We start from the raw sequence: 21,842 nt of genomic DNA on the forward strand, positions 1-21,842 counted from the left end.
TGTTTGCATTTTAGAAGGGTTCCTGCTATAATGGGATTGATTTCCAGCGGTCACTTCCGGACGATCGAATGCAGGGCGTGCGTTTTTTCTGCGGGCTTTTTCCCGCCGCCCATCCGGCCTTCCGCGTTTTGGATTAGATTAAACAGGGAAGAGGCAAAGAGCGGGTATTCCTCCGAGAGCTGCTCCGGGGAGAGAAGCGGGGCTTGGTCTTTCCTTAGCCCTTCCATCTCGTCCACATCTTCCCCACAGGCGAGCGCCTCTGCATTGGAAATGGCGACGTCCTGCGCTGCATTGGAGCGGCCGTCGCTCAACCGCTGCGGGACGGAGAACAAGCCCTGCGGATTTTTCCCGTTGGCCGAGTACAACAGGCGGAACGCCTTGTATACGGCAACGCTCAAAAAGGACGAAATCTCTGTGGTCAGGTGCTTGTTGTTGCATTTTTGCAGAATGCCATAGATCACATTCAGGGAATTGGCGATCAGCTTCTTATTTAAGGTGGGCAAAAGGCTGCCCTTAAACACATTTTCCTTGCCAGCGGCGTCCGGTTCCGGGAGATCCTCCACAGTGATCATAGCGCCGCTGCGGTGTGGGGAGCGACCAAGGAGATAATCGGTGGAGACGTTGTAGAAGTCCGCGACCTTTACAACGAATTCAAGCCCACATTCCCGGATGCCCTTTTCGTAGTGGGAAAGCAACGCCTGGGAAACACCCAGCTGTTCCGCGGCGCTTTTTTGGCTTAAACCGCGCTCCTTGCGCAGCAGCGTGATAATCCTTGGAAAATGACTGTTCATGCTGTTCTCCACCCCTATGTTGGAAAGTATTTCAAGACGCGCTCCAAAGCGAGTGCATCCTATCAAATCATAAGCAAGAGCCGCGCAACCGCAAAATTCCAAAATCCTTTATGCTCTGCGTTTCCGCTGTAGATCAAAAGCCCCATTTCGACCCATTATTTGGCCGGGGCACACGCAGTGCGCGTCGAAAAAGCGTATTTTTTGCAGAATAACGTATAGTAAAGTATATACTAAATACAACATTTTGTAAACCACTAGATGCAGTGTGATTTGCTCGCTAAGACACAAGAACAAGTAGCAATGGAAATGTTATTTTGAAAGGTGGTGGACGGCGGGCAATAGGCTCCGCCGCTGTTTTATGAAATCCTATACCATTCATTTGATCCGGCATGGAATCACGGAGGGGAACCTGCTGGGGCAGTACATCGGCCGGACGGACTCCCCGCTCGCCGCGGAGGGGATTCGGGCTTTACAGGATCTCAAAGAAAAATACGAGTATCCCGAGGCGCAAGCCTATTACTGCAGCCCGATGAGCCGTTGTATAGACACCCTGCGCATCCTGTATCCAGAGGCAGAGCCCGTGCTGGTGGACGGTTTCCGGGAGTGCGACTTTGGTGATTGGGAAGGAAAGACCGCCAAGCAATTGGCCGAGGAAGACCCCAGCTTCTTGCAATGGATGGAGAGCAGCCACAGCGTGGCCCCGCCGAACGGCGAGAGCACCGGCGTGCTGGTGCAGCGCACCTGCGCCGCTTTTGAGAATCTGGTGGAGGAGCTGATGCGCTCCGGCACCACATCGGCCGTGGTTGTGGCCCATGGAGGCACGCTGATGTCCATCCTTTCTGCGTACGGCCTTCCGCGCGCCAGCTTCTATGACTGGATGACCGAGAACGGCTGCGGCTATTCCCTGCGGATTACGCCGGGCCTTTGGATGCGTTCCATGGTGGCAGAGGTGTACGACACCATCCCGGCCGGACGCAGCGCAAAGGGCGGCGACGAAAAATTCATCATCGACCTAGCGCGCGAGGCCGCGGACCGGACCTATCGCAACAAAGGCCAACAATTGGATGGAAAAAATGCGCCGCCGGAGGGTTGACATTTTCGGAAAGAAACGTTAATATTAATACTATAGAGAAAAGGCGATGACGGGAATAAGACTTGCGTTTTTTCTTCAGAGAGCCAGCGGGTGGTGCGAGCTGGTGCAAAGGCGCTTGTGTATAGCTCATCCCCGAGCTGCCGGTTTGACCCGCTGTGTAGGACCGGACGTATGGCTGCGTTATAAGCAAAGGCCTTGTTGGAGGCTGAAGGGCGCGTAAGCGCTGAATTTGGGTGGTACCGCGGATTTGTAAATTCGCCCCGAACTTTCGTTGGAAAGTTCGGGGCTTTTTTTATTCTATATAGGAGGACATTGCTATGTACGAAGGCTTTCACAAGTATATTCCCTTTCAACCGGTCCCGTTGCCGGATCGCACCTGGCCGGATAAAGTGATCACAAAAGCGCCCATTTGGTGCAGCGTCGACCTGCGCGACGGTAACCAGGCGCTGATCGACCCCATGAACCTCGAGGAAAAGCTGCGCTTTTTCCAAACGCTGGTGGACATCGGCTTTAAGGAGATCGAGATCGGCTTCCCGTCCTCTTCCGAGACGGAATACGAGATTTGCCGCACGCTGATCGACCGCAACCTGATCCCGGACGATGTGACCATCCAGGTGCTGGTGCAGGCGCGCCCGCACTTGATTAAAAAGACCTTTGAGGCCATCCAGGGCGCCAAAAATGTGATCGTACATTTTTATAATTCCACCTCGACTTTGCAGCGCAAAGTGGTGTTTAAGACCGATATGCAGGGCGTCATCGACATTGCCGTCAACGGCGCAAAGCTCATCAAAGAGCTCACCGACGAAGAGGTCGCCAGGACGGGGATGAACATCCGCTATGAGTATTCGCCGGAGAGCTTCTCCGGGACTGAGATGGACAATGCAGTCGCCATCTGCGAGGCGGTCATGGACGTCTTGCAGCCCACGCCGGAGAACAAACTGATCCTGAACCTCCCCAACACGGTGGAGATGAGCACCCCGAACCATCACGCGGATCAGATCGAATATTTCTGCCGCCATATCAAAAACCGCGACAGCGTCATCATCAGCCTGCATCCGCACAACGACCGCGGTACGGCGACGGCCGCCACCGAGCTGGGCCTCCTGGCAGGCGCGGAGCGTGTGGAAGGGACCCTCTTTGGAAACGGCGAACGCACGGGCAATGCGGACATCATGAATGTCGCGATGAATATGTATTCCCAGGGCGTGGACCCGGAGCTGGATTTCTCCAACATCCGTGAGATCCGTGAAATTTATGAAAAATGCACCCGCATGAAGGTGCATGACCGCCATCCCTATGCGGGCAACTTGGTGTTTACAGCCTTCTCCGGTTCGCATCAGGATGCCATCAAAAAGGGAATCGACTACATGCGCGAGCACGATACCCAGTATTGGGAGGTTCCATATCTGCCGATCGACCCGGCGGACGTCGGACGCAAATACGAGCCGATCATCCGCATCAACAGCCAGTCCGGGAAGGGCGGGGCTGCGTTCATCATGCAGCAGAGCTTTGGCTATGAACTTCCCAAGGCCATGCATCCGGAGTTTGGCGCGATGGTCAAGGCCGCCTGCGACGAAGCCGGCAGAGAACTCCTGCCGAACGAGATCTTCGACATTTTCCGCGCCCATTATCTGGACGTCAAATATCCGTACAATCTCAAGAAATACAAACTCTATGAAGAAAACGACACGGAAGGCGAGACCGTGGTACACTTTGAAGGCAATCTGCGCTTCCGCCATGAGGACCATCTGATCAGCGCGGTGGGCAACGGCCCGATCGACGCATTCTTCAAGGCGCTGCGCACCGTGGGCATCCACGACTATAAATTCGTCACCTACCGTGAACACGCCGTCTCAGAGGGCGCGGACTCTAAGGCAATTTCGTATATCCAGCTGACTGCGCCGGATGGCAGGACGGTCTTTGGTGTGGGTATGGACGGCAACATCAGTTTGGCGTCCATCAAAGGCATTATCTGCGCCATCAACCGCGCTTGCAGCGAGCAAAAGGACCCGGAGGGGGAAGCGAAGTAAGGAGTACCCTCCGTTCGAAAGAGGAAAGCGGAGACGGGTTTGTCCCCGCTAAAACCTTAAAAAGATGTTTTGCCAGATGAAAAATCTGATAAAGATTCAGAGATGCAAAGAAAATCGTTTGTGTGTTCGATTTGGAATATACACGATCGAATGATGTTATATAATTAGGAGGTACATTCAATGAATACATACAAAATTGTATTGTTGAAGGGCGATGGGATTGGGCCCGAAATCGTTGACCAGGCGGTCAAAGTGTTGAACAAAGCCGGGGAGAAGTTTGGCTTTGCGATCCAGTATGAGGAGGCCCTCTTGGGGGGAAGCGCGATTGACGCGGCAGGAACCCCGCTTCCACAGGAGACCATCGACAAATGCAAAGCTGCGGACTCCACGCTGCTGGGTGCAGTGGGCGGCCCTAAATGGGATACTCTGCCGGGGGACCAGAGGCCGGAAAAAGGGCTTCTGGGAATCCGCGGCGCCCTGGGGCTGTTTGCCAACCTGCGTCCAGCGGTTATTTTTGACGAACTGCGCGATGCCTCCCCGCTGAAGGCGGAGATCATCGGCGGAAAGCTCGACGTGATGGTGGTCCGCGAGCTGACCGGCGGCATCTATTTTGGACAGCGCGGCCGCAAGGAGGTCAACGGCGTCCCGGCGGCGTACGATACCGAGATGTACACCGTGCCGGAGATCGAGCGCATTGCGCGCGTGGCGTTTGACATGGCCCGCAAGCGCGGCAAGAAGCTGTGCAGCGTGGACAAGGCAAATGTTTTGGAATCCTCCCGGTTGTGGCGTGCAACGGTTGCCCGCATCGGCGCGGAAGAGTACCCGGATGTAGAGCTCAGCAATATGTATGTGGACAACTGTGCCATGCAGCTGGTGCGCAACCCGCAGCAGTTTGACGTGATCGTCACATCGAATATCTTCGGGGACATCCTCTCCGACGAGGCCTCGATGATCAGCGGCAGCATCGGTATGTTGGCGTCCGCAAGCCTGGGCTCCGGAAAAGCGGGCTTGTACGAACCGATCCATGGCTCCGCCCCGGACATCGCGGGGACGGGCAAGGCGAACCCCCTGGCGACCATCCTGTCGGCTGGAATGATGCTCAAATACTCGTTGGATCAGCCGGAGGCGGCGCAGGCCATTGAGGATGCGGTTTCCGCTGCGTTGAAGCAGGCGCGTACGCCGGATATTGCGGCGGAGGGCCTCCGCACCGTCAGCTGCACGGAGATGGGCGATCTGGTTTGCAGCCTTCTTTGAGAGGGATCACAGAAAGAGTTGGAGCGATTGAAAGAGTGGAACAGACAGCTTTGACCTTCCGGAAGGGTCTCAAGGACGGCATGCCCATCTGCCTCGGCTATCTCAGCGTATCCTTTGCCTTTGGTATCATGGCGACGCAAGGAGGGCTGCCGGTATGGGTGGCGCTGCTGATCTCCATGACCAATTTGACGTCCGCGGGCCAGGTGGCAGGGACGCAGCTGATCCTGGCGGGCGGGACATATGTGGAGATTGCGGTCACAACGTTTATCATCAATATCCGCTACATGTTGATGTCGCTGTCCCTTTCGCAAAAGGTGGAGTCGCGGATGACGAATCTGGAGCGTTGGGTGTTGGCCTTTGGGATTACGGATGAGATTTTTGCGGTTGCCATCCAGCAAAAGGAGGAAGTCAACGCAAAATACCTATCTGGCTTGGTGATTACGCCCTATGTGGGCTGGGCCCTTGGGACCCTGCTCGGCGCGACCGCCACGGGCCTTCTGCCGGCTTCCCTGCGCAACGCCTTGGGGATTGCGATCTACGGCATGTTTATTGCGATTATCATCCCGCCTGCGTGCAAGGCAAAGCCCATCGCCATGGTGGTGCTGCTTGCGACGGTTTTGAGCTGCTGCTTCAAGTGGCTGCCCATCCTGAACCAGATTTCCTCGGGCTGGGTGATTATCATCTGCGCGGTTGTGGTGTCCGCTTACGCGGCGGCGCGCTATCCGATCGATGACGAGCCAGCGCCGGAAAAGGCAGGTGGGACGGGATGACGTTCGACTTGCAGCGGGTGCTGCTCTCCGTGGCGATCATGGCGGTGGTGACGTATATCATCCGCGTATTGCCGTTGGCCATTTTTAAAAAGAAAATACAAAACCGGTTTATCCGATCCTTTTTGGCCTACGTGCCCTATGCGGTACTGGCGGCCATGACCTTTCCGGCGATCCTGTTCTCCACCGCGGAAGCGGTGACGGTGCAGAGCGTCGTCAGTGCGGCCGCAGGGTTATTGGTAGCCCTGGTGCTGGCATACAAAGACAAGGGATTGCTCACGGTCGCCGTGGGAGCGACGGCAGCGGCTTTCCTGGTGGAACAGATTACAAGGATTTTTTCGGTATAAAAGGGAAAAGTGGACGATGCGCGCGGCTCGTCCACTTTTCTTATGGTCTTATTTTTAATATCCAAAGGTTCCGTTGAGCGATTCGTCGTTTTCGATCCAGTCGGACACGGGGACGGTGACAAACTCCTTCTTGTTCAGCCGGATGACCACGCGGGCGATGCCTGCGTTGATGATCTGCCGCTTGCACATGGAGCAGCTTGAGGGATTTTCCACATATTCGCCCGTCTTGGCGTCCTTTCCCACCAGGTATAAGGTGGAACCGATCATTTCCCGCCGTGCGGCGCTGATGATCGCGTTTGCCTCTGCATGGACGGAGCGGCAGACTTCATAGCGTTCCCCGCGCGGGATGCCGAGCGCTTCCCGGATGCAAACGCCGGTGTCGATGCAATTCTTTCGTCCGCGCGGCGCACCGTTATAGCCGGTGGCGACGATCTCGTCGTTTTGGACGATGATTGCCCCAAAGTTGCGGCGCAAGCAGGTCCCGCGCTCCGAGACCGTTTCCGCAATATCCAGGTAATAATTTTCTTTATCTGTTCGGATCATATGTTCCCTCTTTTCTCTACTTGTTTTTATCCACTTCTATGATAGGGGATTTTCGTCCAGGAATCAATGGCATTCCAGGAATTTCTATGCTATAATATCGGAAACAGGGATGCGTTTATGTGCTTCCGAGGGGAGCCGTATCCCTTGGAACAAGTGGAAGCGCAGGCCGTTTGGGATTTGACGGTGAAAAGGAAGGGCGATGGAAGTTGTGGCGCGCCCTTTTCGCAGGGTCCGGACGGCATGGAATATTTGCCCTTATAAGGGCGTTCGGAGGAAATCGTTTTGCAGGAGACATACAGGTTGTCCGACCCATCTGCGGTGAAATCGCTGCTTGCAAGGCACGGCTTCACCTTTTCCAAATCGCTGGGACAAAATTTTCTCATCAACCCTTCCGTGTGTCCCCGCATGGCGGAGGAATGCGGGGCTGGCCCCGGCACCGGCGTGTTGGAGGTTGGCCCCGGCATCGGCGTGTTGACCGTCGAGCTAGCCAAACGTGCGGAAAAGGTGGTCTCCATTGAGCTCGACAAACGCCTTTTGCCCGTGCTGCACGAGACGCTGGGCAATCACCCAAATGCAAAAGTGGTGAACGATGATGTTCTCAAAGTCGATCTGCAACGGCTTTTACAGGAAGAATTCGCGGGGATGGACGTGGTGGTGTGTGCAAATCTGCCGTACTATATCACGTCGCCCGTCATCATGCGGCTGCTGGAGGAGCGGTTGCCCATCCGGGCATTGACGGTGATGGTGCAGAAGGAGGCCGCGCAGCGGTTGTGTGCGCCGCCGGGCACGCGGGCCTGCGGCGCGGTAAGCGTAGCGGTGCAGTATTACGCCGAACCGCGCGTACTGTTCCAGGTGTCCCGGGGAAGCTTCCTGCCGCCGCCGAATGTGGATTCCACCGTCATCCGGCTGGATGTGCGGGAGCAGCCGCCGATCTATGTGCCGGATGAGAGACGCTTTTTTGCCCTGGTGAAAGCGGCGTTCGGCCAGCGGCGCAAGACCATTCTGAACGCCGTGTCCGCGGGCTTATCGGTTCCCAAGGAGCAGGTGTCCAACGCCTGCGCAACCACGGGAATCTCCCCGACCGCCCGTGCAGAGCAGCTTTCGATGGAGCAGCTGGCCGCTCTCTGCTGTGCCATCGAGTCGAAATGATGGGAGGCACAACGATGTCCGATCATAAACTTGCGTTTATCTTTTTTGAAATCGGAATGATCTTCTGTGTGGTCGCCATGATCCTTGGGCCCGTCGGGGTAGAGATCTGGTCTGTCGCCTGTTCGGTGGTCGCCATTATCCTGGCGTGTATGGGGATCTACTTGGCGTTTTGTAGCTGGAATGAAGTCCCGCCGGTAAGGAAAAAGACAGCGCCGGGCGGCGGGGAATCCCTGCCAAACCAGGGGGAGTCCGAGGAAAGCGCCCAAATGGAGACGGTGGAACCCCTGCATATGCCCTTAGAGGATGATTCCTTCTCCGCAGATCCATCCATGGAACACCCGGAAGCGGAGAACAAATGAATATAGAGGCGGTGGCCCAACAAAAATCGCGCGCCGCTTTGCTTTACAAAATGATACGCCCCGAAGCAGTTTTTTCACCGGCTTCGGGGCGTATTTTTTGGAAAATTATATTTAGGTAAACGATATTAATAAAGAATGGCGCCATATTTGGCCGCAAGAGGTTCCAGTACCTCATCCTCAATCTGGCATTCGCTATCGACGATCAAACGCCCCTGGAAGTACCGCAGGGCGGCGTCCAAGACCGGCGCACTGTCGCAATGCACGGCGATGGGAAGGCGGGTCATACCGCTGTTTTCCGCAAGGAGCAAAGCGTCGTCCAGGCTTTCCACTTCCACCAGGGCCGTGTTGCAGCGGTCGTCTTCGAGATCGATCAGATCGTCGGCCAAATGGCTGGTACAGGCCAGAGGTTCGCTGAACGCAATGTCGTCGCCGAGGAAGAACGCCTCCGTCTCAATGGTAGCGGCGTAACAGTCGGGCTCCTCCGGGATTTCCGGTTCGCCAAACTCCTGCACGACCTCTTTTAAGGCCGCGATATGTTCCGGGGTCGAATCATCATGCCCGCCGACAATGCGCGCGCCGGCCTGCATCAATAAGCGCATCTTTTGCGCAAACGATTCCGGCGTGAGGAGCGTTTCGTCCGAGCTTCGCACATCCGGCTTTGCAATGATGGGAACGGCCGTATGCAGGCGGACTTCCTCGATCAGCGGGAGCATGGGGTCCAGCAGGCAATTCAGCCCGATGGCGTCCACGCCCATGGCCTGTAGGGTGATGACCACCGGGAGCAGGGAGCTCCCAGTCACCGTGTGGCCGCTTTCGTCCACAGCGATCGTGACAAACACCGGCAGGTCGGTCGTCCGCGCCGCGAGCACGGCGGCACGCATGTCGGCCAGGGAGGTCTGCGATTCGATGGCGATGAAATCCACCCCCGCTTTGTCCAAGGCCCGGATCTGCTGGCGGTATAAATCATAGATGTCGTCAAAATCGGCTTCCCCATACGGTGGGACAAACAGGCCGCTGGGACAGACGCTTCCGCCCACCAGGACCCCGCGCGGTTTTGCAACGCTTTGGGTCAAATGGACCAATTCGGCGTTGAGCTCTGCCACGCGCCCTTCCAGGCCGTAGGCGGCGAGCAGCGAGGCGTTCGCCCCAAACGTCGGGGCGAGGACCGCTTGGGAGCCCGCATCGATGTATGCGTTCTGCAACGACCGCAGGGCATCGGGATGCTGCAAAATCCACTGTTCTGCGCCGGAACCGCCGGGGCGGTATATGTCTGCCGGCATACCGGCTGCTTCTAATGCAGTACCGGTGGCGCCGTCCAACAACATAGGTAACGGATAAGGGAAATCTTCCATGGTTTTGTTCTCCTGTAAGGCTTCGTTTGAACCGGAATCACATGGATTCGGGCGCTGAAATCTTCAGCAGGGACAGCACGTTCCGGATGACCGTTGCGGCTGCCTCGCACAGGCAGATGCGCGCGGCGCGGAGGTGATCCTCTTCATCCTTTACGCGGCAGGTATTGTAAAATTTATGGAACAGATTGGCCAGCGTGATGACGTAGCGCGTGATACGAGCGGGGTCATAGTCCTTGGCCGCTGCGACGATCTCATCCGTATAGGCGGAGAGATGGCGGATGAGGTCGATCTCCTCCTGCGTATTCAGAAGGGCGAGCTCCTCATCGGTGCAGGCGCGCGGTTCAATGCCCTCGGCTTTGAGCGCCTTCAAAATGCTGCAAATGCGCGCGTGCGCATACTGCACATAATAGACCGGGTTCTGTGCATCCTGCTGGACCGCAAGGTCGAGGTCAAAATCCATCTGGGAGGTCGCTTCGCGCATGTTGAACAGGAAACGCGCGGCATCCACGGGCACTTCGTCCAGCAGGTCGGCCAGTTGGATGGCTTTGCCGGTGCGCTTGCTCATGCGCACCACTTCCCCATTGCGGACCAACCGCACCAGCTGGATCAAAACAATGTCCAGCTTGCTGCCGTCCAGCCCGACGGCGTCCATGGCGGCCTTCATACGGGCCACATGGCCGTGGTGGTCGGCGCCCCAAACGTCGATGCAGCGGTCAAAGCCGCGCTTGGCGAATTTGTTGCGGTGGTATGCGATGTCTGCGGCAAAATAGGTGGGGTTGCCGTTCTGACGGACCAGCACCTCGTCTTTTTCCGCGCCAAAGGTGGTTGCGCGATACCAAAGCGCGCCCTCCTTGTCGTAGGTCAGGCCCTTGTCTTTCAGAATCTGAATGGTCTCCTCCAGCTCGCCGTCGTTGTGCAGCTTGCTTTCCAAGAACCACTCGTCGTATTGGATGCCGTATTTGGCGAGGTCAGCTTTCATCTTCGCAATGTTGCGCGGCAGTGCAAACTCCACCAGGGCCTTGCGGCGGTCTTCCGGCGCTGCATCCACATAGCGGTCGCCGAATTCCTCCGCAAACTGCGCGGCGCGCTCCTTGATGTCGTCGCCGTGGTAGCCGTCCTCCGGGAATTCCACGGCGTCCTCGCCTTTATAAATCTGCAAATAGCGTGCTTCCAGGGAATTGCCGAATTTTTCGATCTGGTTGCCCGCGTCGTTTACATAGAATTCGCGCCATACGAAGTAACCCGCCGCATCCAGCACAGCCGCTAGGCAGTCGCCAAGGGCGCCGCCGCGCGCGTTGCCCATGTGCATGGGGCCGGTCGGGTTGGCGGAGACAAATTCGACCATGATCTTTTTGCCCTGCCCGTAGTCGCTGCGGCCGTATTCCGTGCCGAGCGCTTCAATATCCTTGAGCACGTCTACATAGAACTGCTTGCTCAGGAAAAAGTTGATGAAGCCGGGTCCTGCGATTTCGAAGCGGTCAAAATAGGTGCCGTCCAGGGACAGGTTGTTTGTGATTGCCTCCGCGATTTTGCGGGGCGCTGCATGGAATGCACGCGCGCTTACCATGGCGGCGTTGGTGGCCCAATCGCCGTGGGCCCGGTCCGCGGGGACCTCAATGGAAAATTCGGGGATATCCGCCTGCGGCAGTTCGCCGTTGGCGCAGGCCTTTTCCATGGCCGAGCGGATGGTATTCCTCAGTTCAGTGGTCGCCTGTTGCACGAGTTTCGACATCTTTATTTTCTGCCTCCTTGATGGTAATCAAAATTTCATTGGAGCTGGACAGGTTGGAATTGATGTCCAGCGTATAGCGCACCTCCAGCTTGCCGCCTTCGTCCGTCAGGTTGGAGTGAAGCTGGCTGGTGAAGATCCCAATCATCATGTTTCCATAGCCGGTGTCGTACTGGCAGAGGTGGCGCTTGCCGTTTTCCAGCACCAGGCGGGTGCTCCCCGCACCGCGCATGAGGGTCACTTTGTCGTTCCCTTCCACCTTGAGCACGGAGGTCACCGGTTTCCCATTGACTTCGCTGTCGTATTCTTTATAGGTAATATATCGGTTTTTCCCTTTTTTTACATAGGAACCGAGCGTGGTCACCTGGACTTCCCCGGTTTCCCCGTCCACCTGTTGGCGGCCTAAGATAGAAATCAGATAATTTTCCTGCATCTTTACATTCCCCCTCGAATGGGTCAATAGCGGTCGATGTCGATCTGGTGGACCTCCTGCCCGATGTCCCGGCCGAGAAAAATGCCCGCGATCTTGGAGAAATCCGCCATTCGGTCGCTCACATAATAGGAACACTGTCCTTTGGAGGTCCGGCCGGAAAGCAGGCCGCTTTCTTCCAGCTGTTTCCTACAGCAAAACGCGGTTTCCCGCCCGCTGTTAATCAGCGTAACCCCCTTGCCCATGATGGAACCGATGATCCGGCTGATGATGGGATAATGGGTACAGCCCATGATGAGGGTATCCACCCCAGCGTCCCGCAGTTCGCCGAGATAGCGCTCCGCCACCAGGCGGGTTACCGGTTCGTCCTCTTCGATAAAGCCGCTTTCCACCAGCGGGACGAAAAGCGGGCAATCGCGGTCAAACACTTGGATCTGTGGGTCGATTTCCGCGAGCACCCGGCGGTAGGAACCGCTGTGGATCGTTGTGGAGGTTCCGATCACGCCGACGCGCTTGTTGTGCGTAGCAAGCGAAGCGGCGAGGGCTGTAGGGTATAGGACGTCGATGATTGGAAGGTCCTGCGGCTTTTTCAGGCGTCCAACAAGGGAGCTGATGGTCCCACAGGCGATGACAATCATTTTCACTTGCTTTTCTTCCAGGAAGTGAATGTCCTGCGCTGCGTATTTTATAAGGGTTTCCTGGCTGCGGGAGCCATAGGGCACACGCCCGGTGTCGCCAAAATAGACGATGTCTTCCTGCGGCATGATCTCCAGAAGCTCCTTGACCGCGGTCAGGCCGCCGAGCCCGGAATCGAATACGCCGATTGGTCGGTTATCCATTGTTATTCCTTATCCCTTCCGGCCTTATTTTTGAAATGCGAGTTGAATCAGCTGCTCCAGCAGCTCCGGGATAGAAACCCCGCACGCCTCCCAGAGCTTAGGGTACATGCTGATGGAGGTAAAGCCCGGCAGGGTATTGAGCTCATTGAGCAGGATTTCGTTCCCGCCGCGCACAAAGAAGTCCACGCGGGCCAGGCCGGTGCAGCCCAGCAGCCGGTAGGCACGCTCCGCAATGTGGCGAAGCTCGTCGGCAACCTCTGGCGCCAGGTGCGCGGGGATATAGAGCTGGGAGGTGCCGTTCTTGTATTTGTCGTCGTAATCGTAGAAGTCGGCGGAGGGGGCGATTTCGCCCACGATGGAGGCCTTCGGGACCTCGTTGCCCATCACCGCGCACTCGACTTCCTGGCCCACGATGCATTCTTCGATGACCACCTTGCTGTCTTCATGTGCAGCCTTGGCGACCGCGGCGTCCAATTCTGCTTCGGATTCCACCTTGCTCACGCCCACCGAGGAACCGGCATTTGCCGGCTTCACAAAGACCGGATAGCCGAGGCGCGCTTCGACCTTGCGCTTGATTTTCCCCACGCCTTCTCCGGCGTAGTTGCATGCGAAGAACCAGAGGTAGTTTGCCTGGTGGATGCGCGCCCCGGTCAACAGGGCGCGGGTGACCGCCTTATCCATGCAGACGGCGGAGGCCAGCGTGCCGCAGCCGACAAAGGGGATGCCGGCCATTTGGAACAGCCCCTGGATGGTTCCGTCCTCGCCGTTTTTGCCGTGCAAAACCGGGAACACAACGTCCACCTTGATAATCTCACAGGCATGGCCGCCGTCGAGGGCAACCAGCCCGCCCACAGAGCGGTCCGGCGAGAGGAACGCAACGCGGTTGCGAGGGTTTTGCTCCCATGCGCCGCTTGCGATGTCGTCCGTATTGCTGTCGGTCAGGAACCAGCGGCCGGCCTTGTCGATGCCAATGAGAATGATTTCATATTTTTCTTTTGGAATGTTATCAATAACGCATTTTGCAGAAAGTCGGGAGACCTCATGCTCCGAGGAACATCCGCCGAAAATCACGGCAATCCTGCGTTTTTCCATACGATATTACCTCCTGATTGTTCGGGGACTCGCGTGTTTCGAATGTGCTTTTGATCACGCGGACCCTTGAATATATATGATAACACACGGCTACCATCTGCGCAATCACTACATTTGCCAACGCCGCAGGCGGCTGAGAAAAATTGCTGGGTATTTCGCCCATAATTCGCCAAGGGAAGCGGTGTAGGAACGATAAATAGTATGGTGACAAAAAAATAAATATGTAGTATAATCAACACAAATACGGATCAGAACAGCCGGAGCATGGAAGGAAAACACCGGCTTTGATAGAGCAGGAGTGATAATTGTTGGATCAGAAGGCATTTGACCTGATTGTAGAGAAGACGGGCGCAGCGCTCACCCCGCAGGGGTTCCAGCGGGACAAGGACGGCGAGAATGAAACCACGGCGCTGTTTGTCGGCGAGAGCGTGGCGTACAGCGTCTTTTTTGACGAAGAGAAGAAGCAGTTTGAGCTGCGGGCCTGCGCAATGACGGACGATGGCCCCGACGAGAAATGGAAGATCCTTTCCCGGTGGCTGTTTGAGCCGGAAGAGCGGCCGCTCGCCGAAGCGGAGAGCATTGCCAACGACTTTGTCGAGACCATCGAGGGCCCCCGCCGCGTGGCTGCCGTGCAGACGGCAAAGCGCAAGGCAAAGGGCGGCGAAAGCAATGCGGACCCGTTGTTCTTCTACAACCGCCTTGTAGGAATTTTCCCGGATCTGCGCGAAGAGATCACAGAGGAACGCTCCTGGTACGGTATGGTGCGCGGCGTGACCTTTGCAAAGGAGCACGTGCTGCCCAAGATCGAATCGCTCCTATCCTCAGGAAGGCCGGAGCAGATCAAGCGCCTTTGCGATATCCTGGGGGATATGTATGCCGCAGGCGACATGGATGTGCGCTCGATCATCACGATCGTATTGCTGAACGGGATACACGATCCGGAAACGGTGGAGCAGAAGATGGTGCCGCAGTTCCGCAAGGAGCTGCAAGAGGCATACCGCGCGGGTAAAAAGTACCGCGGGAAAACGGTGAAACCGGAAAAGAAGAAGAAACAAAAGAAATATTCTGCAGAGACATTGAACGACCTGCGGTAAGGGCGCCTGGTTTTCAGGGCCTTAAAACGGAAACATTGCGCCGTTGGGGACCTACATTTGGAATGTCCCCAGCGGCGCATGCCTTGTTTCAGGCCTGAAATCTCTAGGAAACATGCGGAATTTTCGCAGGTTTTTCGAAAAATCCCTTGACCGCCGGGCGCGGGTATGGTATAGTAATCTTACCTCATGAATTGGGGTTCTTTTTTTGTACCCTTTTTTGAGGGAGGCTGTGGACCTGTAAAAAGTGGGTCCGGGGAGCTGTGCAGCCGCACAGGTCCTTGAAAATTGTTCCGTATAACGGGAGGTGCCGTCATGAGAGTGAAAATCGTATTAGCCTGCACAGAGTGCAAACAGCGCAACTACAACACAATGAAAAACAAGAAGAATGATCCGGACAGACTTGAGATGAACAAGTACTGCCGTTTCTGCAGGAAGCACACGCTTCATAAGGAAACGAAGTAAGCCGGACGGAGGGACAGAAAATGCCAGAGAATACCGAGAAGACCGTCAAAGACACCGAACAGGCTGTTAAAGCTGAAAAGCCGGCAAAGACGGAAAAGTCGGACAAGAAAGAGAACAAAAAAGAAAATGTATTTGTCCGCTTTTTCAAGAACACAGGCAAGTTCCTTCGCGATGTCAAAAACGAGGTCAAAAAAATTGTGTGGCCAACCCCAAAGTCTGTGTTTAAAAACACAGGTGTTGTCCTGGTGACGATCATCGTCGTCGGCCTGGTCATTTTTGGCTTGGACACCGCATTCATGAACCTGCTGGGATTGATTATGAATATCGCCTAAGCAGGAAGCGGAGGAATGGTTATGCCCGAAGAAGGAAAATGGTACGTTGTTCATACCTATTCCGGGTATGAAAACAAAGTGGCATCCAACCTTGAAAAAACGGTTGAGAACCGTCAATTGCAGGATCTGATCCAGGAGATCCGCGTGCCCACGGAAACGGTTACCGAGATCAAGGATAACAAAAAGCGCGATGTGGAACGCAAGATCTTTCCCGGATATGTTCTGGTCAAAATGGTTCTGACGGACGAGTCCTGGTATGTTGTGCGCAATATCCGCGGATGTACCGGATTTGTCGGGCCGTCCTCCAAACCGATCCCGCTCACCAACGAAGAGGTGGCGCGGCTTGGAGTGGAGAAGCGCGAGGTGGAAGTCAACTATGACGTAGGCGATTCCGTCCAGATCGTCGATGGTCCTTTGGAGGGCTTTGTCGGCACCGTGGAGGAAGTCGACCTGGAAAAGAACCGCGTCCGCGTTACGGTGAGTATGTTTGGACGTGAAACGCCGGTGGAGCTGGAGCTCGACCAGGCGGAAACAATGGATTAAGGGCCTTTTCCGGAAGGTCCGGGCGCTGGGCGGCTCCCAGCGCGCTGATAAGATGGTAATATGCGGGGAACCGCTTATTATGAGGGACGAAGTCCCCTGGGGAGCAGGAACAGAAGCTTCCCCTGTGGGAGGAACGGGTGAAACGCCTGTTCCGCCATTTACCACAAATTTTGGAGGTGCAAATAATGGCTCAAAAGGTTACGGGCTTGATTAAGCTCCAGATACCGGCTGGCAAAGCAACGCCGGCGCCGCCTGTTGGACCGGCTCTCGGTCAGCATGGCGTCAACATTATGGCGTTCACAAAGGAATTCAACGAGCGTACAAAGGGAGACGCGGGACTGATTATCCCTGTCGTCATCACGGTCTATGCGGACCGTTCGTTTACGTTTATCACCAAGACGCCGCCTGCGGCTGTTCTCATCAAGAAGGCCTGCGGAATTGAAACCGCATCGGGCGAGCCGAATAAGAAAAAGGTTGCAAAGATTACCCGTGAGCAGGTCAAGAAGATTGCCGAACAGAAAATGCCCGACCTCAACGCTGCTTCCGTCGAATCTGCCATGAGCATGATCGCGGGCACTGCACGCAGCATGGGCATCGAAGTCGTAGATTGATCACCCGGGTGGGAGGAACAAATCCGATTTTACCACTCAATAGGGAGGAAAACCAATGAAACACGGTAAAAAATATGTCGACAGCGCAAAGCTGATCGACCGTTCTAAGTTCTATGATACGAACGAAGCGCTGGAACTCTGCGTAAAGACTTCCACCGCGAAGTTCGACGAGACGGTGGAAGTCCATGTCAAACTGGGCGTTGACAGCCGTCATGCGGACCAGCAGGTCCGCGGCGCCATCGTTCTGCCGAACGGCACTGGTAAAAGCGTGCGCGTTCTGGCAATCTGCAAGGGCGACGCTGCAAAGGACGCGGAAGCGGCTGGCGCAGAGTTTGTCGGTGCAGAAGAGATGGTGCAGAAGATCCAGAGCGAGAACTGGATGGATTTTGACGTGCTGATCACGACTCCGGATATGATGGGTCTGGTTGGCCGCCTCGGTAAGATCCTCGGTCCCCGCGGCTTGATGCCGAACCCGAAGGCTGGTACGGTTACCCGCGAAATCGGCAAGGCAATCGCAGACGCAAAGGCCGGTAAGATCGAATACCGCCTCGATAAGACCAACATCATCCACTGCGTCATTGGTAAGGTCTCCTTCGGCGCTCAGAAGCTGGAAGAGAACTTCGATGCACTCATCGGCGCCATCATCAAGGCGAAGCCGGCTGCTGCAAAGGGCCAGTATATCCGTTCCTGTGTGGTCGCTACCACGATGGGCCCGGGCGTCAAGATGAACCCGAACAAAGTTGGCGCTGGTGCTTGACAAGGGCGATTCCCTGTGTTAAGATAAATACTGCTTTCCCGCAATTTGGAAAGCGAATTCGTTGCTGTCCTTTATTCAAAGACAGCAGGCGCATTGCGTAATGGGGTTTCCCAGCCTGCCGAGGATAGAGCTACAGAACATGTTTTGCTGGCTTGTACAGCGTAAAAATGTGTTTTATGCCCTTCCCGGTTTGGGAAGGGCTTTTTCTTTGCTCCGTCCCCATGGGAATGTAATTTTGGTTACGGAGGTGAATCCATTTGCCAAGCGAGAAGGTATTGGAACAAAAGAAGCAAATCGTTGCGGAACTTTCCGAGAGCCTGAAGAACTCCTGCATCGGCGTGATCGTCAATTATAAGGGCATCACTGTTGCGGAGGATACAAAGCTTCGTAAGCAGCTGCGTGAGACCGGCGAGTACAAGGTTGTCAAGAACACGTTGTTGAAGCTGGCCTTGAAGGATGCTGGGATTGAAGGTCTGGACTCCGTCCTGGAGGGCACGACTGCAATTGCTCTCAGCAAAGATGACTACACCGGCAGCGCAAAAGCTCTGTGCGATTTTGCCGATAAGAGCAAGACGTTTGAAATCAAGGCTGGTTTCGTAGACGGAAAGGTCATCGATGTAGAGGCAGTTAAGAGCCTTGCAAAGCTCCCGTCCAAGGAAGTCTTGGTCGCACAGGCTTTGTCCGGCTTGAATGCGCCGATCACCGGCTTCGTCACGGTCTTGAATGGCACGATGAAGGGCCTGGTTGTCGCATTGAATGCCATCGCAGAGAAACAGGCTGCGAATGCATAATCGTTTTTATTTGTCCAGCGCCGCAGGCGCACAAAATTTAAATTGAAAAATGTGGAGGTATTATCATGTCTGATAAAGTTGTTAAGCTGATTGAAGATGTTAAGGCACTCACCGTTCTGGAGCTCTCCGAGCTCGTTAAGGCTCTCGAAGAGGAGTTCGGCGTTTCCGCTGCTGCTCCGGTTGCTGTTGCTGCTGCTCCGGTTGCGGGCGCTGCTCCGGCTGCTGAAGAGAAGACCGAGTTTGACGTCGTGCTGAAGAGCGCTGGCGGCAACAAGATCGCGGTCATCAAGGTTGTCCGCGAGATCACCGGCCTGGGCCTGAAGGAAGCGAAGGAAGTTGTTGACAACGCACCGAAGGCTGTTAAGGAAGGCGTTTCCAAGGACGATGCGGACGCAATCAGCAAGAAGCTGACCGAGGCTGGCGCAGAAGTCGAAGTAAAGTAATTTCTTTTTCACAAGAAGAAAACCTGTCTGTGGATTAACTCCACAGACAGGTTTTTTGTTGCAAAAAAATCCCCGGCTTTGCCGGGGATTTGGCTATGAGGGAACTTTCCCAGACGAATCCCCTCCTTTAAAGAGGTATTCTGCCGCAGTTCTGTAAAATTCCCATTTTCAATTAGGGGACAGGTTTTAGAACGCAAGAATAATGTTGAGGAATACCCAAATGATCTCGACAACAAAGCCGACGATTGTGCCGATAAGGTTACAGATAAATGCATTCTTGAGTTTCTTTTCCTGTGCTTCCGCCGTCATTTCGTTCTTGGAAGTGACCGTGAAAACCAGGCCAACGATGCCCAATGGCAGGCAGCAGCAAACCAAATTGACGATGGACCAGACCAACAGGCCAGTATAATTTTTGGGGTTGCCATTGTTCGGGACCGCCGGATAGGGGGTATAGACAGGCGGCTGCTGGGAAGGCTGCGCATTGTATCCCTGAGGCGGGGTATTGCTATTTGGCTGCTGGGAATCCGAGGGCGCTTTTACATAGGGTTCTGTTTGGGCTGTATTCTCAACGGTGTCGGGCTGTTTCCCCAGGTCATACGAGCACGTCGGGCAGAATTTTACGCCTTCCGGCAATGGGCTGCCACATTTTGGACAATTCTTCATGTTCTTTTCCTCCTGCTAAAAATATAAAAGATTCTTATACTGGATAGGGAACCTACTAAGCGAAAAATAGAGTCAGATCCAACAATCGTGTGGGGTACCATCGAGACGATTGGGATATTTCCGCCTTTGGGTACTATCTTAAGGTGAAAAAATAGGATATCCGGATGTCTGCGGCAGCCAATCTGCTTCCCTTTTAAAAAGCTTTTCGGTTATCCATATATGTACTGTAGTTCTGTCAGAGAATCGAACACCGGTATACCCTGTATCGATTTCTTCCACATGGAGGGGAGATCCCGCGCTTTTTCGGAGACGATTATCAAGGCGCCAACCAGGAAAAAGGAAACACAGGAATGTTTCGCAGAATCCAGAAGAGAATGATCAACAGCATAACGCTATTGTACACCGATAGGCGAATACGAAAAAACGGCAGTGGGTCCTTTTGAAAGACAAAATGGATGTATTGCTTTACCAGATAATACACGATAAAAGGGAAAACCAGCAAGAAGAAGGCATTATAGTGGAGGGCCGCAAGGATGTCCCCATGAATCAGCGAGGACAATGCGCGTCCAGCCCCACAGCCTGGGCAGTAAAGGCCCGTCAACTGGTAGAACACGCAAACAAACGGGCTTCCATAATGATAAAGATAGAATAGGCCTCCCAAGGCCGCCAAGGGAGCGCCAATTCCTACAAGCGCCCGCAAGCAACGGGAACGACTTGGCTTCATAGACCATGCTCCCTTAAACAATTTGTTCACAATTAATATAGCATTTTTACTCAAAAATGTCAAATATATCTCGGAGATTTAAGAGTAAAATAGTTATTATTGACTATTTTAAAGGTTTCTAGCAAATACATATGCATTACATACGGCGATATTTCTTAATTTTGCGGAGATTCTTTTTCTTACGGTTATAAATCAATGCAAGGACCACATAGATGAGAAGTAGGAAGAGAATGATGCCGGCGATCACGAGGAACCAAGTGGAGGTAAAGATCGACTTAACGGTATCCGCAGAATGCAACAGCTCGCTGCGCTCCACTGACTCCGCTGCCACCAGATCGACCGTGGCGAGATCCTGTCCCGCGTAGCTCAAGGTCGCTGTGCCGATTTTCTGCCCCTTCTTGACGGGGGCTTCAATTTCCTCAGGGACATTTTTGGTCAGGATGATGCTGGATACGTCTACGCTGTCCGGCATAATGGTGGAATAGTTTTTGGCAGGCACCAGCAACAGCTTATCCTTGTTCCAGGCGTATTTCAGGTCGATTTCCCCGACCGCGTCTTCGCTGTTTAAAACATCCTTCATGCTGAGGCTGTTAAACGCCCATTCGTATAAATTCTTGGAATCGATCATCTCACCGCGGGTCGAGATTTTATTGCCGTTTTCATCCACACTGGGCGAGCCCAAGGCAACACACATATAGCTATAACCGCCCCTCGTCGCGGTGGAGACCAGGCAATACCCCGCCTGGTCATGCGAGCCGGTTTTGATGCCGCGTGCATAGCGGTAATAGAGGTCTGGGTCCAGGTTTGGATCGATCAGGCGGTTGGTGGTCACCAGCGTGCGCTCTTGCCCGGCCTCCGGGCCGCCGACCGGGGTATAGGTATAGCGGGTCTGGTCACAGATGTCCGTAAAATGCGGCAGGGACATCGCGTATTTGGTAATGAGATAGAGATCGTGCGCGGTAGTATAGTGTTCGTCGTCATGCAGCCCATGCGGGTTGGTGAAATGGGTGTCCTGGCAGCCAAGCTCCTGTGCCTTTTGGTTCATCAGCTCAACAAAGGCGGCAACGTTGCCGTTGCTCACGTAATCCGCCAACACCAGGGCAGCGTCATTTCCGGAAGGGACCATCATGCAATTGAGCAGCTGCATCACCGTAAGGACATCGCCTTCCTTAATCCCGGAAAGGGAGCTTCCCGTGCCCAGCAGTTGGTCGACGACCTCCTTGGTCACGGTAACTTGGGTGTTGTCGAGATCCTGGATTTGCTCACTGACGATGATAAAGGTCATGATCTTGGTGGTAGAAGCAGGCTCCCGCCGGGCTGTGGCATTTTTTTGGTAGACGATCGTATCCGTATCCAGGTTCACCAGCTCGATAGCAGCCGAATAGGTTTCAAAATCAATATTAAAGGTAGCGGCGCTCGCCTGGGCTGCTGGAAGCATAGAGCACAGCACCAAAAAGAAACACAGAATGGGAAAGAGCTTTTTTTTCATGGAACTTTTGCCTCCAATGTGATATGATAATAAAATATATAGCATCGTTGTGCAGCGCACATGCATCATCGATTGCATAAAATAGCCTTATAAAAAAGTATACCAGCTATTGGGCAAAAGATAAAGGCTGATCAAAAAATCTTTACAATTGGCAATTT

The 21,842-nt window shown here is 54.6% G+C and carries 25 protein-coding genes and 2 other annotated features; of the genes, 15 read left to right on the forward strand and 10 right to left on the reverse strand.

Features of this window, described 5'->3' with window-relative positions; all coding sequences use genetic code 11:
* Positions 1–50 precede the first annotated feature (50 nt).
* Positions 51–791, reverse strand: a complete 741-nt coding sequence (locus I2E77_RS00515) for a helix-turn-helix domain-containing protein (RefSeq protein ID WP_191395115.1) — start codon at positions 789–791, stop codon at positions 51–53.
* 358 nt (positions 792–1,149) lie between these two features.
* On the opposite strand from I2E77_RS00515, the gene I2E77_RS00520 reads away from it, so the two are divergent.
* From I2E77_RS00520 to I2E77_RS00540, 5 genes are all read left to right on the forward strand, one after another.
* Complete coding sequence (locus I2E77_RS00520; protein ID WP_087229901.1) at positions 1,150–1,884, forward strand: histidine phosphatase family protein; 735 nt, start codon at positions 1,150–1,152, stop codon at positions 1,882–1,884.
* A gap of 37 nt (positions 1,885–1,921) precedes the next feature.
* Positions 1,922–2,150 (forward strand) — a binding site (T-box leader).
* A gap of 51 nt (positions 2,151–2,201) precedes the next feature.
* Complete coding sequence (gene leuA / locus I2E77_RS00525; protein ID WP_191362326.1) at positions 2,202–3,914, forward strand: 2-isopropylmalate synthase; 1,713 nt, start codon at positions 2,202–2,204, stop codon at positions 3,912–3,914.
* A gap of 180 nt (positions 3,915–4,094) precedes the next feature.
* Positions 4,095–5,168: a 3-isopropylmalate dehydrogenase gene (gene leuB / locus I2E77_RS00530; RefSeq protein WP_195450405.1), complete on the forward strand. Its 1,074-nt coding sequence runs from the start codon at positions 4,095–4,097 to the stop codon at positions 5,166–5,168.
* Between the two features lie 80 nt (positions 5,169–5,248).
* Positions 5,249–5,938, forward strand: coding sequence for an AzlC family ABC transporter permease (locus I2E77_RS00535; RefSeq protein ID WP_195450464.1), 690 nt, complete (start codon positions 5,249–5,251; stop codon positions 5,936–5,938).
* Positions 5,935–6,282: an AzlD domain-containing protein gene (locus I2E77_RS00540; RefSeq protein WP_087229910.1), complete on the forward strand. Its 348-nt coding sequence runs from the start codon at positions 5,935–5,937 to the stop codon at positions 6,280–6,282. Before I2E77_RS00535 ends, I2E77_RS00540 begins: the two co-directional genes overlap by 4 nt.
* A 54-nt stretch (positions 6,283–6,336) precedes the next feature.
* Here the strand turns inward: I2E77_RS00540 and I2E77_RS00545 are convergent, their stop codons facing one another.
* Positions 6,337–6,825 (reverse strand): deoxycytidylate deaminase, encoded by a 489-nt coding sequence (locus I2E77_RS00545; protein WP_087229914.1) that lies wholly within the window; start codon positions 6,823–6,825, stop codon positions 6,337–6,339.
* A gap of 282 nt (positions 6,826–7,107) precedes the next feature.
* Between I2E77_RS00545 and rsmA the strand changes: the two genes are divergently transcribed.
* Together rsmA and I2E77_RS00555 are read left to right on the forward strand one after the other, a co-directional pair.
* A complete protein-coding gene (gene rsmA, locus I2E77_RS00550) occupies positions 7,108–7,974 on the forward strand; it encodes a 16S rRNA (adenine(1518)-N(6)/adenine(1519)-N(6))-dimethyltransferase RsmA (protein WP_191405355.1) in 867 nt (288 codons plus the stop codon).
* 14 nt (positions 7,975–7,988) lie between these two features.
* Positions 7,989–8,333, forward strand: a complete 345-nt coding sequence (locus I2E77_RS00555) for a hypothetical protein (RefSeq protein ID WP_195450406.1) — start codon at positions 7,989–7,991, stop codon at positions 8,331–8,333.
* Positions 8,334–8,458: 125 nt separating this feature from the next.
* On the opposite strand, the gene I2E77_RS00560 is transcribed toward I2E77_RS00555, so the two are convergent.
* Genes I2E77_RS00560 through I2E77_RS00580 form a run of 5 tightly spaced genes read right to left on the reverse strand, consistent with a single transcriptional unit; the run spans position 8,459 to position 13,775 of the window.
* Entirely contained in the window at positions 8,459–9,685 is a 1,227-nt protein-coding gene (locus I2E77_RS00560; protein WP_191405354.1) for a homocysteine S-methyltransferase family protein, read from the reverse strand.
* 37 nt (positions 9,686–9,722) lie between these two features.
* Positions 9,723–11,417 (reverse strand): arginine--tRNA ligase, encoded by a 1,695-nt coding sequence (gene argS, locus I2E77_RS00565; RefSeq protein ID WP_195450407.1) that lies wholly within the window; start codon positions 11,415–11,417, stop codon positions 9,723–9,725.
* Positions 11,386–11,847, reverse strand: coding sequence for a DUF1934 domain-containing protein (locus I2E77_RS00570; RefSeq protein WP_087229928.1), 462 nt, complete (start codon positions 11,845–11,847; stop codon positions 11,386–11,388). Before I2E77_RS00570 ends, argS begins: the two co-directional genes overlap by 32 nt.
* A gap of 23 nt (positions 11,848–11,870) precedes the next feature.
* Positions 11,871–12,683, reverse strand: a complete 813-nt coding sequence (murI, locus tag I2E77_RS00575) for a glutamate racemase (RefSeq protein WP_087229931.1) — start codon at positions 12,681–12,683, stop codon at positions 11,871–11,873.
* Positions 12,684–12,707: 24 nt separating this feature from the next.
* Positions 12,708–13,775, reverse strand: coding sequence for a D-alanine--D-alanine ligase family protein (locus I2E77_RS00580; RefSeq protein ID WP_195450408.1), 1,068 nt, complete (start codon positions 13,773–13,775; stop codon positions 12,708–12,710).
* A 308-nt stretch (positions 13,776–14,083) separates the two neighbouring features.
* On the opposite strand from I2E77_RS00580, the gene I2E77_RS00585 reads away from it, so the two are divergent.
* The 8 genes from I2E77_RS00585 (at position 14,084) to rplL (ending at position 18,808) form a co-directional block, all read left to right on the forward strand.
* Positions 14,084–14,869, forward strand: a complete 786-nt coding sequence (locus I2E77_RS00585) for a DUF7674 family protein (RefSeq protein WP_087229937.1) — start codon at positions 14,084–14,086, stop codon at positions 14,867–14,869.
* A gap of 312 nt (positions 14,870–15,181) precedes the next feature.
* Positions 15,182–15,331, forward strand: coding sequence for a 50S ribosomal protein L33 (gene rpmG / locus I2E77_RS00590; RefSeq protein WP_054323564.1), 150 nt, complete (start codon positions 15,182–15,184; stop codon positions 15,329–15,331).
* Between the two features lie 20 nt (positions 15,332–15,351).
* Positions 15,352–15,663, forward strand: a complete 312-nt coding sequence (gene secE / locus I2E77_RS00595; RefSeq protein ID WP_087229938.1) for a preprotein translocase subunit SecE — start codon at positions 15,352–15,354, stop codon at positions 15,661–15,663.
* A gap of 21 nt (positions 15,664–15,684) precedes the next feature.
* Positions 15,685–16,206, forward strand: a complete 522-nt coding sequence (gene nusG, locus I2E77_RS00600) for a transcription termination/antitermination protein NusG (RefSeq protein ID WP_087230305.1) — start codon at positions 15,685–15,687, stop codon at positions 16,204–16,206.
* Positions 16,207–16,391: 185 nt separating this feature from the next.
* Positions 16,392–16,817 carry a 50S ribosomal protein L11 gene (gene rplK, locus I2E77_RS00605; RefSeq protein WP_087229941.1) on the forward strand — a complete coding sequence of 142 codons (426 nt, stop codon included), beginning with the start codon at positions 16,392–16,394 and terminating at the stop codon, positions 16,815–16,817.
* Between the two features lie 55 nt (positions 16,818–16,872).
* Complete coding sequence (rplA, locus tag I2E77_RS00610) at positions 16,873–17,574, forward strand: 50S ribosomal protein L1 (protein WP_087229944.1); 702 nt, start codon at positions 16,873–16,875, stop codon at positions 17,572–17,574.
* Positions 17,575–17,631: 57 nt separating this feature from the next.
* Positions 17,632–17,790: a sequence feature (ribosomal protein L10 leader region), on the forward strand.
* A 41-nt stretch (positions 17,791–17,831) separates the two neighbouring features.
* Positions 17,832–18,365 (forward strand): 50S ribosomal protein L10, encoded by a 534-nt coding sequence (gene rplJ, locus I2E77_RS00615; RefSeq protein WP_191362320.1) that lies wholly within the window; start codon positions 17,832–17,834, stop codon positions 18,363–18,365.
* A 65-nt stretch (positions 18,366–18,430) separates the two neighbouring features.
* Positions 18,431–18,808, forward strand: a complete 378-nt coding sequence (gene rplL / locus I2E77_RS00620; RefSeq protein ID WP_082402120.1) for a 50S ribosomal protein L7/L12 — start codon at positions 18,431–18,433, stop codon at positions 18,806–18,808.
* Between the two features lie 186 nt (positions 18,809–18,994).
* Here the strand turns inward: rplL and I2E77_RS00625 are convergent, their stop codons facing one another.
* The 3 genes from I2E77_RS00625 to I2E77_RS00635 form a co-directional block, all read right to left on the reverse strand.
* On the reverse strand, positions 18,995–19,471 hold the full coding sequence (locus I2E77_RS00625; protein WP_087229950.1) for a CD225/dispanin family protein: 477 nt from the start codon (positions 19,469–19,471) through the stop codon (positions 18,995–18,997).
* A 316-nt stretch (positions 19,472–19,787) separates the two neighbouring features.
* The gene (locus I2E77_RS14205) at positions 19,788–20,195 is read right to left on the reverse strand and encodes a DUF2752 domain-containing protein (protein ID WP_087229953.1); all 408 of its coding nucleotides are present in this window, start codon (positions 20,193–20,195) and stop codon (positions 19,788–19,790) included.
* Between the two features lie 136 nt (positions 20,196–20,331).
* Positions 20,332–21,684 carry a D-alanyl-D-alanine carboxypeptidase family protein gene (locus tag I2E77_RS00635; RefSeq protein WP_087229955.1) on the reverse strand — a complete coding sequence of 451 codons (1,353 nt, stop codon included), beginning with the start codon at positions 21,682–21,684 and terminating at the stop codon, positions 20,332–20,334.
* Positions 21,685–21,842: the final 158 nt, after the last annotated feature.

It is taken from the genome of Anaeromassilibacillus sp. 1001302B_160321_C8 (assembly GCF_015554745.1).
Classification (GTDB): domain Bacteria; phylum Bacillota; class Clostridia; order Oscillospirales; family Acutalibacteraceae; genus Anaeromassilibacillus; species Anaeromassilibacillus stercoravium.